The sequence below is a fragment of the Ideonella paludis genome (assembly GCF_018069865.1).
GTDB classification, from domain to species: Bacteria; Pseudomonadota; Gammaproteobacteria; order Burkholderiales; family Burkholderiaceae_C; genus Ideonella; species Ideonella paludis.
Genome location: NZ_JAGQDG010000003.1, coordinates 602,655 through 616,563 on the forward strand (window position 1 = coordinate 602,655; position 13,909 = coordinate 616,563).

General features: G+C 64.3%; 6 protein-coding genes. 5 read left to right on the top strand and 1 reads right to left on the bottom strand.

Annotated features, from left to right (window positions below):
- Positions 1-138 precede the first annotated feature (138 nt).
- The 4 genes from pilV to KAK11_RS10410 are packed head-to-tail and all read left to right on the top strand — an operon-like array spanning position 139 to position 6,534.
- On the top strand, positions 139-747 hold the full coding sequence (gene pilV / locus KAK11_RS10395) for a type IV pilus modification protein PilV (RefSeq protein WP_210808936.1): 609 nt from the start codon (positions 139-141) through the stop codon (positions 745-747).
- A complete protein-coding gene (locus tag KAK11_RS10400) occupies positions 744-1,730 on the top strand; it encodes a PilW family protein (RefSeq protein WP_310737781.1) in 987 nt (328 codons plus the stop codon). The genes pilV and KAK11_RS10400 overlap by 4 nt, the downstream gene beginning before the upstream one ends.
- A complete protein-coding gene (locus tag KAK11_RS10405) occupies positions 1,727-2,380 on the top strand; it encodes a pilus assembly protein (protein WP_210808937.1) in 654 nt (217 codons plus the stop codon). Before KAK11_RS10400 ends, KAK11_RS10405 begins: the two co-directional genes overlap by 4 nt.
- A complete protein-coding gene (locus KAK11_RS10410; RefSeq protein WP_210808938.1) occupies positions 2,371-6,534 on the top strand; it encodes a pilus assembly protein in 4,164 nt (1,387 codons plus the stop codon). The genes KAK11_RS10405 and KAK11_RS10410 overlap by 10 nt, the downstream gene beginning before the upstream one ends.
- 287 nt (positions 6,535-6,821) lie before the next feature.
- Here the strand turns inward: KAK11_RS10410 and KAK11_RS10415 are convergent, their stop codons facing one another.
- The gene (locus KAK11_RS10415; RefSeq protein WP_210808940.1) at positions 6,822-10,958 is read right to left on the bottom strand and encodes a pilus assembly protein; all 4,137 of its coding nucleotides are present in this window, start codon (positions 10,956-10,958) and stop codon (positions 6,822-6,824) included.
- A 250-nt stretch (positions 10,959-11,208) separates the two neighbouring features.
- Here KAK11_RS10415 and KAK11_RS10420 point away from each other — a divergent pair.
- The coding region (locus KAK11_RS10420; RefSeq protein WP_375140679.1) for an NIDO-like domain-containing protein at positions 11,209-13,909 on the top strand (2,701 nt) is incomplete at its 3' end.

Consider the following 13,909-nt stretch of genomic DNA (forward strand, 5'->3'; position numbering starts at 1 on the left):
GGAGCCGGCCAGGGTCGCATCGGGCCCAAGCCAAGGGGGTGTGTCGAGAGACGCGCCCCTTTGCACTTGTTTTTCCAGCGGCCGCAAGCCATTCGGCTCGCTACATTGAAGTCAATGGGTTTCCTGTCGCGTTGCACCATGGTTTCTCTTCGTCGTCTCGCCTCCGCGCATCGCGCTCGTGGCTTTGCCTTGTTCGAAGTCCTGGCTGCCATGATGGTGTTGTCCGTCAGCTTCTTGGGGACGGCCATGCTGCTGGCCAAGACGGCACGTGAAGGACGCTCTGCGGTGTTCCTCAGCCGCGCAGCAGTGCTGGCCAGCGACATGGCGGAACGCATGCGGGTCAGCCCGGGCGCCAAAGCGTCCTACAACCTTCACGCCAGCTTCAGCTACCAACAGGCTGCCAATAGCGTGACCATGATGGGCAACTGTGGCGGCCTCTACACCGTACCCGGCGCGACGCCCACCACCCTGGGTGACTGCACAGGTCCGCAGCAAACGGCCTACTACGACGTCACCACCTGGCTCAACCAAATTCGCTATGGCTTACCTGGTGGCACAGGGTTCATTTTCCCGCCCACGCCGACACGGTCCACGCACATCATTGCGGTCGCCTGGATGGAACCCGTCGTACAGACCTCCCAGACGGGGGTCATCGAAAGCGTCAACCAGAAATGCAGTGCCCTCCCTGGCGCTAGCTTGGCTGCGCCTGACAACGTGCGTTGCTATGCCATGGAGATCCAGCTGTGAGCCGCTCTGCGCCACATCGCCCAGCTCGGGGCATGACCTTGATTGAGTTGATGGTCGCGCTGCTGCTCGGGCTGTTGGTGGCCGGCGCAGCGGTGGGCACCTTCTTGGCCTCTTCGCAGATGGCTCGCAGCATGCGCGGGGCTGCCGTGGTCAATGACGGCGGACAGAGCGTGGTCGGATACCTCTCGCAGCAGTTGCGCAGTGCGGGGCACCTGGATCTCATGGGCCAGGAGGGCCAATGGGGCTTGCTGCAGCAGATGGACGACCAGCCGGCCCCGAGCACGGGAGATGGCAGTGCCCTGTCCCTGTCAGTGGCCAGCACCTATCCTGGCTTGTTTGCCCTTCATGGTTGCAACCAGGCCTACACCAGCGCCAGTCAGCTGCTCAACTACAGCTGTGCAGCCGGGGGCAGCAACTTGGCAGCCTCAGTCACGGTGGCCTACCAAGTGTTGACCAGCCCCAACGGTTGGTTGGCCCCCAGTTTGATCTCGGCGCTGAACGTGAACCGGGGCTTTCAAACCGACTGCGGCGGTCGTGGCACACGCGCCAGCGACAGCCCGTCTGCCAGCCCCAGCGGTGACGCGGTGGTGAACCGCTATTACCTCGACGTGAGCAACCGGCGCCTCATGTGTGTGGGCAACGGCAACCCCGCGCAGCCGGTGCAAATTGCCGCCGATATTGAGCAGTTTCAAGTGCTTTACGGTGTGGCTCAGGCAGACATGAGCAATGGCGAGATGCTCAAGAACTACCTCACGGCGGATGAGGTGAATGCCTTGGTCAACGGGTGGCCCAACGTGGTCGCCGTGCAGGTCTGCGCATTGGCTGTGGCGGAGCCCGGCTCGGCGGCGGCCGCAAGCACCAATGTGTTCAACGTGGACTGCGCAGGTCGCCCTGTGGAGAGCCGCGACGGTCGTCTGCGCCGCGCCCACCGCGCCATCATCAACCTTCGCGCGGCCTCGCGCAGTGCGACGAGCTTGCGATGACCCATCACCTCATGGTTCCTGTGGCCCGCTTGCGGCCCTACCCCACCCGAGCGAGGCAGCGCGGTGCAGCGCTGTGGACGGTGGTGGTGTTGTCGCTGCTCTTGGGTCTGCTGGCCCTGGCGCAGACCTCCGGGGTGATGAGCCAGTTCAAGAGTGCTCGCAATGAGCGCGACATGGCCATTGCCCGCCAAGCGGCCGAAGCCGCACTGCGCGATGCGGAAGCTGAGGTGACCTGCCAGGTCTGGCAGAGCGGTGTGCTGACCCCCACCTTGGCCACCGAGCGCCCCGCCTTGGGCAGCCACTGCGACAGCCTGACCCCCGCGTGCACCTCCTTGATGCCGCAGCAAGATCGTCCGGGCATTCGCATCCTGGGCAAGTCGCCCCCGGTGGCGCCTGCGGCCATCGACTGGTCCCAGGCGCGCGGTGCTTGCAGCGATGGCGCCTGCGCGGTCGAGCTGGGTGAGAAGACGTCCGCGTCGGCCCTCTCTGAAGTGGCGCGCCAGCCCAAATATCACGTTGACGTGCTGGATGCCGATCTCACCGGTGCGCCGGGCGCCGCCGTTCCCCTGTTTCGCATTTCGGCGCGCGGCTATGGCGCCACGGCGGCCACGGTCGTCGATCTTCAAGAGGTGTATAGACCATGTCGCTGACCACACTGCTCCACCGACTGCAACGCGCCAGCTCTGGCGCTTTTGGCCTTTTTGTGGCGGCCGCGCTGAGTGCCAGCGGCATCGGCGCCTCGGCTTGGGCGCAAAGCGTTGACGGCAGCAGCCTGGACTTGGGGGGCCAAGTCGTGGCGCCGGCCACCTCGCCCACGCTCTACAGCACCTATGGCATCACCGCAGGCGACCAGATCCAATGGACGACCTACCTCCAATCCAAGATCGACCGGCCCTATGAAGCCATTGGCACCGTGACCTTGCCGCCCAACTTCAGTTGGGTCAAGGGCAGCGTGGTGGTGCCGCCCAAGGTCAGCATGGAGTGGAAGGTCAGCAACGCCTGGACTGCCACCGAGCCCTCCACCGGCACCCTGGTGGGTCAGGTGCGCTGGAAGCAAACGCCACTGATGGTGGTGAACTTTGGCGTGGTCGACAGCACGGTGGACTTCACGGGCACCGGCGACGGCTTTCGCATCATTCCGTACAAAGATCGGCTGTTTGTGGTCAATCACCACAGCACCTCGGGCTACTTGAATTGCCGTATGGCCAAGACGGGCGGACTGTGCCCCGGCTTTCCGTCCAACGGGGCAGGCTTGTCCTTCTCCGCGTCCAATGGTGCGGTGCTCACCACCAACAGCACCTACCGCACCTCTCACGCGCCCCTCGAGGCCATGAACCTGGCCACGGGTGAGTTGTTTGTGGCCATTCACAAATACGGCACCAACGAAGTCAAAGTGCTGTGTACCAACGTCAGCACGTCGGGAACGCCCACCTCGTGTGGAGAGTTTCACTTGGGCTTTGGCACGCCAAACCCCGAGGAAAACGTGGCCAATCTGGCTTACTTTGCGCAGAGTGGCCGCTACTACAGTTGGCTCTCCAGTGGGCAGTTGGTGTGCTTCAACGTCAAAACCAAGACCAGTTGCGGTAGCAAGACCCTGCCACTGGACAGTTGGAGCCCGAACCGAGGCATGGTGCACGTGGCTGCCACGCAATTTGAGGACAAATTCTTTTTCGCCACTCCGGTGCGGACACGCTGCTTTGACGCCGTCACTAACAACACCTGCGCCGGCTGGCCCGACAATGGCTTCGCCAGTGCCACGGGCGTCTATCCCTACCTGAGTGTCGATGCCAATGGCCTGGGGCGGCCGAAGGGCGTGTGCGATTCCCGTGGCAACTACTGCCGCGACCTTGCGGGCAACTCCTTCACCGCCAGCGCTAATTTCCGCAGCTTCATCAATGCCAACGCCTTTGTGTCGCGCGACAACCCCAACTGGGGGCCTGATGGCTACGTCAGAGCCACCTGGTCGGGGGCCTATGTGGGTACCCGCATCTATACCAGCGCATCTAACTGGAGCACGGGTGGGGTTTCCTGCTTTGACTTCAAAACAGACCGCGCTTGCCCGACCTACTCGCCGTCCACCATCACCTTGGGCTACACCACGTATGTGGACCCGACACGACCCAACTGCATTCTCCACCTGGGTGACAACTCACGCGGCTTGCTATTCGACGCTACCACCAACGGGCCTTGCACCGATGGCACAGGCGCGGACCAGCCCAAGCTGATGGATGTCACTCCGGCCGACTATTACCGCTGCGACGCGACCAAGTCCCGCGTGACAGGCTGGGATCAAGTGCGCCTCTCGCACTCTTTGCCGTGGGGCACGGGGGGCGGTCTGGCCTCGGTGAAGGTCACTCTGCAAGACGCCAACGGCGTTCCTCTGCCGCCCCTGCTCAACCCGGTCCGGCAGTTCGCCGCGGGCAGCTACAGCCTGAGCATTGCCGATGTGCCGTATCAACAGTACCCACGGCTCAAGGTCATCGTGCAAATGACGGGTGTGGGCGGCTTGGGTACGGCACAAGACTTCGGGATGGATGTCACCTGGAAGGGTGATCCGATCCAGCTGTGCTTCCAAGCCAAGTCACCCTCGCCCGCCACCTGCGAGCAAACCGCCTCCGAGACTGTCACGCTGGCCCGCTTTGAAAACATCGACGGTGTGTTTGACCGCACCCTCAAGGCCGACAAGGTGTTTTCACCCGGCGTGCCACTGAGCGGCTATGGCGCGGTGAGCATGGCCACCACGCTGCGCGCCCGCCTGACCGACAACCCGCGAACGGGTGAGCTGCGCACGCAGATTGCGCAAGGCCGCTATGACATGAGCAGCTTCACTGGCGACCTGTGGGTGTTTGACTTGAACGCCAGTGGCAACGTGGACACCAGCACGCACCGCTCTGCTGCCCAGACGCTCAGCCCCTCCAGCTATCTGAGCCGCGCGGTCTACTCGGCCAAGCCCAACGGCACCGGTGTGCTGGGGGCCATGTCGCTCTACAGCCTGAACTTCAACGCCGCACCGGCCGAGCATCAAGCGGCCCTGAGCACCACTATGAGTGGCACGCGCGACAACCGTGGAACGGACCGTGTCAACTACCTGCGCGGCTTGGATGGCAGCTTCCGTGCCCGCAGCTCGCTGCTGGGGCCGGTCATCAACTCCGGCCCGGTGCTGATGTATGCCCAGCCCACAGCGGGCTTGTCTGAGCGCCAATTCCCGGGCTATACGGCCTATCGCGTCGCCGGGGCCAAGGCCATGGCCAACCGCCCCCCCATGGCCTTGTGGGGCGGCAATGATGGCGCCTTGCATGCCTTCAGCTTGCAGGGCTCGCAGCTGCGAGAGGCCTGGTCTTTTGTGCCTGAAGTGATGCTGGGGCGGGCGGCGTTCTATTCAGACGCCACCGCGCGTGAGGCCCAGCTCAACCCTTACTTCGTCGACAACGTGCCCATGGTCGGTCACGCTGATTTGTCCGGCCAGGCTGGCACGGGCTGGACCTCCCTGGCCGTGGTCACCTATGGCCGCGGCGCACGCGCGATCACCGCCTTGGACTTGCACGGTGATGGCGACATCAGTGCGGGCCGCGGCGTGCTCTTTGAGTACACCCACCAAACCCCTGGCCTTGAAGACCTCGGCTACATCCAAAGCGCCCCGGTGGCGCCGGATGCCTTGGGCTCGCCGCAGATCGTTCGGCTCAACGACGGTGGCACTTTGCGCTGGGCCGTGCTGGTGGGCAACGGGGTGGACAGCCAAGTCGGCAGCGTGGGCGGCACCGGCCGCGCCGTGCTGTTTGCCTTCTATCTCGACACGCTCAAGCCCAACCGTTGGACCCGTGTCGCGGTGGATGACGCCGTGCCAGCTGAGCCCGAGCTGAAGATGAGCAACGGCCTCTCCACGCCCCGTCCGGCCGACAGCAATGGGGATGGCACCGTCGACATCGCCTATGCGGGCGACTTGCGTGGCAACTTGTGGCGCTTTGACCTCAGCAATATGGCCTCGGTGAGCGTGCACCGGCTGTTCCAAACGGATGTCACCCGGCCCATCCAGGCCGCACCCCTGGTGGTGCGCAACACCGCCGCAGGCGCTTGCCTCTCCGAGCGCCGTCAGCGCTGCTGGCAAGTGGCCTTTGGCACCGGCAGCTACTTCAACCCCATCATGGGCGATGCGGCGGCCAACAAAGCCCAGCAGTATCTCTACAGCGTCTTGGACAAGGGCGACAACACCGTGGTCAACCCCAGCGCCTTGGTGGCGCACAGCGTCACCAAGGTCACCGTCAACGGCATTGACTACCGGGCGGTGCAGGCTGCCAATGTGGACTACGCCGACGGCAAGCGCGGCTGGTTGGTCGCCTTGGGGGCCAATGAACACCTGACCGGCGGGCCACGGCTGCAGCCTTCGGGCCAAGTCCTGTTCCCCGTCAACAAGCCCATCACGGCGTCCACCAGCGCAGGGTCCTGCTCGCCGGCCAGCGCCTGGTTGTTTGACCTCAACCCCCAAACAGGTGCGCCCTCGGCCAGCTCTTATGACGTGAATGGCGACAACAAGATCGATGCCAACGACTTGATCGATGTGAACGGCAAAAAGGTGGCCGCTGGCGCCATGTCCATGGCGGGCAATCAGTTTGGGGCGCCCACCATCTTGCTGGATGGTGCCAATGCCTCCGACACCTTGTCACTGATCACGCCGGGCCTCGGCCAAACCGTGGGTGAAGCGGGCACTTGGGGCGGCTCCAGCGGCGGCCCCGTCAACAACAGCAAGTCCCTCAAGCGCAGTGACAAAAAGCAGGTCGGGCGCATGACCTGGCGTGAGGTGTACTGACCCTTAGGCCAAAGGGCACAGCCTTTCACGGTTGGGCCTGTGGCTGCCAGGCTGGGGCCTGCGTCCTGGCGGGCAGGCCCTGGTCGCAGTGCACGAGGCGCTGCCCACACCGCCATGCTTGAGGCCGGCAGACCGATGATGCCGGCCCGCTTCGATCAGGTCGGGTCCGCAGTCTGTGCCGCTCTGGGCTGGGGCGAGTGCGGTCAGCCCGCGCTTGGGCTGGCTGAGCCTGCGCTGGCCTGCTGGCGGGCGCGACAGCGCCTCGTCAGGGCATCCATCGCCGCTGCTCAGTACACCTCTCGCCAGGACATTCGGCCCAGCTTGCTCTTGTTCGCGTGCGTCAGGGCGGCGCTGTTCGAGCCCACCGCCGTGCTGCTGCTGCCCAAAGTGGTGCCTCCCGACCAGGAATTGGCCTGGGCGGTGTCCTGCCCCAGGCTGGGCAGCAGCAGGGACATCTGCTGCGCTTGGTTGGACGCGGCCAGCAGCACCGCCGGTGGCCCAAACTGCGCCCCACTGACCGACATGCCCGATGGGGTGAGTGGCTTCGCGCTGGTGGGGTTGAAGCGGTCCTGGCCGTCGATCTGGCCGTCGCCGTTGGTGTCAAAGCTCAGTTGCGCGCTGTAGCCCTGCAGCGGGTCCACCTCGTTGAGCCAGGAGCGCGCACCGATGCACACATTGATGGCGCGGTCAGGCGTGGTGGGCCGCACCGACGAGAACATCACCAAGCCCGTGGGCTGTTGGCGGGGTGCGCCCACACCGTGCTCATAGGCTTGCAGGTCGATCACCCAGCCCATCGCACCGCTCTGGTAGGCCACGGTGGTGGGTTTGAGGGCGCGGTACTCGACCCCTTGGATGACTTGATTGGACTCGAAGGGGATTGGCGTCAGGCTGGCCCGCGCCACGCTGGCGCCCGTGCCTTTGTCCAGCACGCCGTAGAGGGACTGTGTGCTCACATTGGAAGAGCCTTGCAGCGGTGAGATCGGGGCACCGGTGGAGAAGACCACTTGCCAGCAGCGCTTGGAGGCGGGCGTGCTGCTTCCGCTGTGGTTGCCACAGCCGCTGGCCAGTGGATTCACGGCGACAAAAGGCGCTTGGGTGATGGGCTGTTGGGCCTCGGTCTTGAACAAGCGGGTGACGCCCGCCGTGGCGGGATTGCGGATGTCAAAGCGCCACAGATTGCCTTGCAGATCCCCGGCGTAGACCAGGTCGATGCGGCCATCGTCGTCCACATCCACGGGGGTCGGTGTGCTCAGGCCATTGCTGACGCTCAAGCCCGGCTCGCTGGCCGCACCGGCCCACAGCTCGTCCACGGCCCAGCGCTGCCAGCGGCGGTTGCCACCTTGGTCCAGGTAGAAGGCATACAAGACCGCCTTGCCCGTGCCGCTCGCGTCGGCGCCGCCTTGGCCGTCATTGCTGTTGATGCCATTGCCCACCAGCACGGCAGGGCGCCGGCCTGAGCCCTCAGCCAACTGCACGATTTGCTGCGAGACCATGGCGTTGTTGCTCACCGGCTGGCTGATGATGTAGCCCAGGTCTTTGAGTTCAGGGTCCGAGGCATTGGTGTATTCAAACAAGACGCCACTGCCGTGGGACAAATCGGGGCGGGTCACATCCAGCGCGGTGATGGCACGCGCACCTCGGCCATAGGTCACCACCGCCACTGCGCGCCAGCCGTCGGCGCTGCTGCCGGTATTGACATGGCCCACCATGGGGATGTTGTCCACAAAGTAGGGGTTGGTGCGAATGCCCATGATGTTGGGGTCGGAGAAATTGGCGGCCTTGCGCAGCATCACCTCGGGCACAAAAGACCAGGCTTCGCGCAAGCTGCCAGTCCGCACCTCGTAGGCGTGCAGGGCGCCGTCGTTGCCGCCAAACAGGGCGATGGGGTGGGGCCGTGTGGTCCCTGCCCGATAAGCGGTGTAGCCGGGGTAATTGCGCTCATTCAGGCTCATGGTGGCCGAAGGCAACAGCATCGCGGGGCTGGAGTTGATGACCGGCCCGAGGCTCTTGCCGCCACGCGCCCGAAAGCTGCCGTCCACGCCACGCAGATAGTCCAAACGCGCACCGCCCCGGCCATCGGCCACGCCGTATTGATTCAGGTTCAGCCATTCCTGCTGCGCTGCATTGAGCTGGGACCACTGCAGCGGCTTGACCGCTTGCAGGCCCGCCTGGCCGCCCGCCGCGGTGAACATGGGGCGAGCGCCCGGCGCCAAAGTCGTGGCCTGGGCCGAGAGGTGGCTGCTGTTGTCCAGGCGGCCATTGGGTGCCAGGCCAAAGGCCCAAAGGTCTCCGCTGAACTGCTGCAGCGCCCAGCGGCCCTGCAGCACATAGGTCTTGGGGTCTCGCGGACCCAGGGAACTGAGCACCGCCCGCGGCGAGGTGGGCGTGGCCACGGCCGAGTAGCCGATGGAGAGGCCGCCAGGGGACATCACCGTGGAGGCGGTCAGGCTTTCTTGGAAGACGCCGGCCGAGTAGTCGATGGCGCGGGTGTTGACGGTGACTGACGAGCCTGTTTGGCAGTCCGGTGCGGCCGGAGCCTTGGTGCCCACACAGACTTGGATGGGGTCACCGTCGTAGGTCAGGTCAATGCCAAAAATGGCCTCGGAGGGCAGCAGCGAGGGGCTGTGCAGCTCCAGGGCAATGCGCAGCGCCGGATATTTGCTGTAGGGCACATCCGAGAGGTCCAACTGATAGCCGTTGCTAGGGAAGTTGCGCACCGGCTTGTAGAGCGCAGGCAGCAAGGCGCCGTTCGCGTCTTTGAGCGTGGCAGTGACGCGGTCCAGGCCGCGCGGGCCGCCCCAAGGCAGGCTGGGGCTCAGGCGCAGCTTGCCCCAGGCGCGGATATTGGCGCGGCTGGGGTCGCACTGAAAGTAGTCGCTGACGGGATTGAAGACGAAGTCGGGCAGGGTGGCTGGGATGCCGTTCTTGCACTCGCCGCCCGTGGCCGGGTCAAAGATCATGGCTTGAGCCGAGTCGCCCAAGATCATCAGGCAGCTCGGCCGGATCGGGTCCATGCGGGTGGTGTAAGGGTAGAGCACCCGCCCACCGGGGGAGGCCCAGGTGCCGCACATGGTCTGGGTCGCGAAGTCATAGCAGGCGGCCGTGGTGCTGTTGGCACCATAAACCTTGGAGCCCACGATGCCGGCCATGTTGTGAAACTGATAGCTGGCCTGCCCAAACACCGACGAGAACAAACCATAGCTGGCAATGAAGCTGGTGTAGGACTGCGGGGCGGTGACGCGCTGGCCATCCAGGGTGACGCAGTCACCACCCGCATTGCAGGCTCCGCGCGGCGTGCCATTGGCATTCATGAAGGGATAGAGGCCCAGCCGGCCTCCGCCCACGCCGACACCGTTGGTGGACCAACCCACGCAGGGGCCTGCCCGCGCCGGGTCATGGCAAAAAATCTTGCCCGTGTTGTTCGAGAAAAACAGCCGGTCGCTGTAGGCCACCGAGGTCGGTCCGCCGTAGCCTGTGTCGTAGGAGCTGGGGTAGTTGGTGCTGCCGCAGCTCTGCCGGGTGTCGATGTCAAAGCACACCAAGTTGCCGCGCAGCGTCAGCACATAGTAGAACTTGCCGATGGCGCTCATGCCCGTGATCGCGTTCCAGGTGCCGCCACCGGGGTCGACCACCCAGGAGCCGCACGATGCGCGTTTGTTCAAGTCGGTGCAGACGATGGTCGGGCCGTTCGGGCTGTCCACGCCCACAAACAATTCACCCGTGCTTTGGTTCATCGCTTCGAGTGGCACATTGGGGGTTCTGAACGGGCCGTTGCTGTTCAAGGCCGTGCCGGCATTGGCCGCAAAGGCGAAGCCGTTGGCGGGCCAGTTGGGGCAGGTTTGGCCGTCCACGGCGCTGCGGCACTTCAGCACCGTGCCGCTGCTGTGGTGATTGACCACATACAAGCCATCGCCATACGGAATGATGCGAAAGCCGTCGCCCGTGCCGCTGAAGTTCACCGCCTTGCTGACGGTGCTGGTGGCCCCCTTGAATTTGGAGCTCATGACCCAGCGCACCTCGCTGACCACCGTGCCATTGGCAGGCTCGGTGGCTGTCCAGGTGGGGCCGACTTTCCATTCCAAGGTGGTGTTGGCCGGTCGTAAGGCCGAGCCTGCAGCCCAGGTGTGGTTGGCGGGCAGGGTGACTGTGCCTACCGCCTCAAACGGGCTTTCAATGCGGGAGTTGAAGTAGCTGGTCCAGCGCACGATGTCTGAGCCGTTGACATCATTGGTGCTGCCCAGCGTGGGCGTGCCCGACGGGCCAATCACTTGGCCGCCGTACTCGAGAAAGCTGCCAATGGCGCTCGTGACTTGGCTTTGCGCCACAGCCCAAGCCAAGACGCCCACCGCGCTGGCGGCCAACAGCCCACGTGCCCATGCAGGAGCGCGCAGGCGTTGCCAAATCTGCCAGTTTGAATCAGCCATCTCCCGAGTCTTACCCACGGAGGCATCGGCTGATCGTTGGATAAGTGCGCCATCGTGGCGGCTCTTCAAGTCCTGCGTGCCGTGGCCGCGCAGGCGGCGAAGACTGCGGTGGTGCCTTGGAGCCTCAGATCAGAGCGGTTGGTCGGACGCAATTCACACGATCGCGAAAAAGAAGATCCGCCAAGAATCGCGCAGGCGATGCTGCGACAGGTATAGCCATGGCCGCCGCGTTGGGACCCTGAACACCACCATGACTGTGCTCATCAATGAACTGCCTTCCCTGCTGCGAGCTGTGCACTTGACCAAGCTATTTGGGGCCGTGGTCGTGCGGGGGCGATGGCTGCTGGCCTTACTGCTTGCGCTGCTGGCAGGCTTGGTACAAGCGCAGACCTATACCCGCTTGAGCACCCCCTACACCTGGGACACGGTGTCCATCAACTCCGGTGTGGTGGGTGACGACGTGTCTTCGGGCCTCATCAGCATGGGATTCAACTTCCCCATTGGGGGGCAGACCTACAGTTCGCTGTACTTCAGCAGCAATGGGTTTGTGAACTTCACGACCGCGTCAGGCTCATTGAGCAACGCAGTGCCACCGACCTCAAATGCGCCCTATCCGGCCTTGATCGTGTATTGGGACGATTTGCATCCGGGTTATGGCGGATCGTCCATCACCTATGACACCTTGGGCACTGCGCCCAACAGGCGCTTCGTCATTTCATACAACAACGTCTCTCAGTACGGCAACTCCGCCTATCGGTACACCTTTCAGGTGGCCTTGTTCGAAAGCGGCAATGTGGAGTACCGCTACCAGTCCATGGCCTGTTGCGTATCCACCGCCAGTGTTGGCATACAGGTCAGTGCCACCGACTACGCCAGCTACGGCGATGTCAACACCATGCCCGGCGGCACGGCGATTTTGTGGGCGGCGAGGGAGAACTCTTCTCCGGGTGGCCTCAGCGGCCATGTCTGGTGGGGCCGCGCCGGCACGATTGGCCTGGCCGACAACGCGGATGTGGTGACCTGGAGCAATGCCGCCAACTATGCCAAGAACCTGACCGGCAGCACCACCCGCCCCAAGTACCGCAACAACAACGCGCAGAACATCAACTTCAATCCGGTGGTGGAGTTCACTAGCGCTACGGCCTCTGATGCCGCTGCGCAGTTCTTCTCTGCGCCGAGCTTTTTGGGGGCCTCCACGTGGAACCAAGCGCACTACGCACTGGTGGGCTACCCGAGCAGCCAGCGCCAAGGTGACAGGGTTCTCTATGAGGACGCAGCCAGCCCGGTAGGTGCGGATGGCCGCTTGTCCATTCATTGGGCGTGGTTAGATGATCGTGTGTTCTGGGATGCCGGTGCGAGCGGAAATGGCAACCGTACTTTCTACCTGGATACCGATGTTGCCAACAAAGCGTCCATTTGGCTGTTCAATGCGGACACTGCGACAGCATCCCCTAGCGGATCTCGGCTGGGCATTCGTCGCGATGGGCTGGCCAAGGCCACCTCAGGCGCACCTGCGGCCTTTACCGGCATCAACGCCAACTTCCGTGTCGGATACGGTGGAGTGGACAGCACATTCCGAGGCGTGTTGGCCGAAGGCATGCTTTTCTTGGGCAACACCATGAGCAACACCCAGGCCGCCCAACTGGAGAGCTACCTGGGCGTGAAGTACGGCGTTACCCTGGGGGGCAACGCAGCCACGGCGACGAGCTACCTGAACAGTGCTGGCGCCACCGTGTGGGCTGCGAACACGGGCTATCACCACAATGTGGCTGGCGTGGCGCGCGACGATGTCACCAAGCTGGACCAACGCATCTCCCGCAGCGTGAACAGCGGCGATCAGATCACCGTCACCACCAACGCGACCGTGCCCAGCACCGCCAGCGTGATCAGTGCGCAGACCGGATCGGCCTTTGCGACGGACAGGTCGTACACGATCTGGGGCGACAACAACGGCGTGGTGAGCGACACGGTGGCCATCACCGCGGGCTTTATCGCGGGCCGCTCGCGCAGCGCCCGGGTCTGGCGCTTGCAGATGACGGGCACGGTCCCCACGCAGCTGACGGTGTGCATCCCTGATGCGCTGATCCCAGCCGCATTCTTAACGGGCGACTTGACGGACCTGAAGCTGACCGGGGCCACCGCCGCAGATTTCAGCGCTGGCAATTCGCTCTACACCATGACGGCCGGTACCTGCCCCGGCACCGGTGTGGGCGTGACCACGGGCGTTCCAGGCCGCTATGCCACCTTTGACAGCACGGTGCTCAACGGCATGGGCGGTTTGGGCTACTTCTCGGTCTCGCGCAAGATGCTCGACCACATCGAGATCACTGCGGACGCCAACTCGGGCGTGACTTGTGCGCCCACCACCTACACGGTCAAAGCCTGTGGCGATGCGAGCTGCAGCAGCCTCTACACCGGCGGCCTGACGGGCACCTTGACGCTGACGGGCAGCGGCGTGACCAGCCTGCCCAGCGGTGGGGCGCCTTTCACCATTGCAGCGGGGCAATCCAGCACCACGGTCAGTGCCCAGGTGTTGAGCGTGAGCACGGCCACAGTCGGTGCGACGGGCTTGTCACTGACGCCTGCCAATGCCAAGCCCGTGTTCTGTGGCTTAGGTGTGGCCGCCAACGCCAGCAACGCCTGCAGCATGAGCGTGAGCAGCGCAGGCTTGTTGATGAGCGTGCCCAGCCACTACGCCGGCGCGAGCCAGACGCTGAGCATCAAGGCGGTGCGCAGCTCGGACAACGCCCAGGTGTGCGTGCCGGCCTTTGCCAACGTGACCCGCACCGTCAAGGCCACCTGCAGCTATGTCAACCCGAGCAGCGGTACGGCCCCGGTGCAGTTGGGGTCGGTCAAGCTCAACAGCGGCAACACCAACAGCGCCTGCGATGTGACAGGCCAGAACCTGAGCCTGGCGTTTGACGCCACCGGTGCAGCCAGCACGACGCTGA

Bases quoted from the DNA above. Each gene is read 5' to 3' on its own strand.
- pilV (WP_210808936.1), top strand. From the start codon at position 139: ATGGTTTCTCTTCGTCGTCTCGCCTCCGCGCATCGCGCTCGTGGCTTT.
- KAK11_RS10405 (WP_210808937.1), top strand. From the start codon at position 1,727: ATGACCCATCACCTCATGGTTCCTGTGGCCCGCTTGCGGCCCTACCCC.
- KAK11_RS10410 (WP_210808938.1), top strand. From the start codon at position 2,371: ATGTCGCTGACCACACTGCTCCACCGACTGCAACGCGCCAGCTCTGGC.
- KAK11_RS10415 (WP_210808940.1), bottom strand. From the start codon at position 10,958: ATGGCTGATTCAAACTGGCAGATTTGGCAACGCCTGCGCGCTCCTGCA.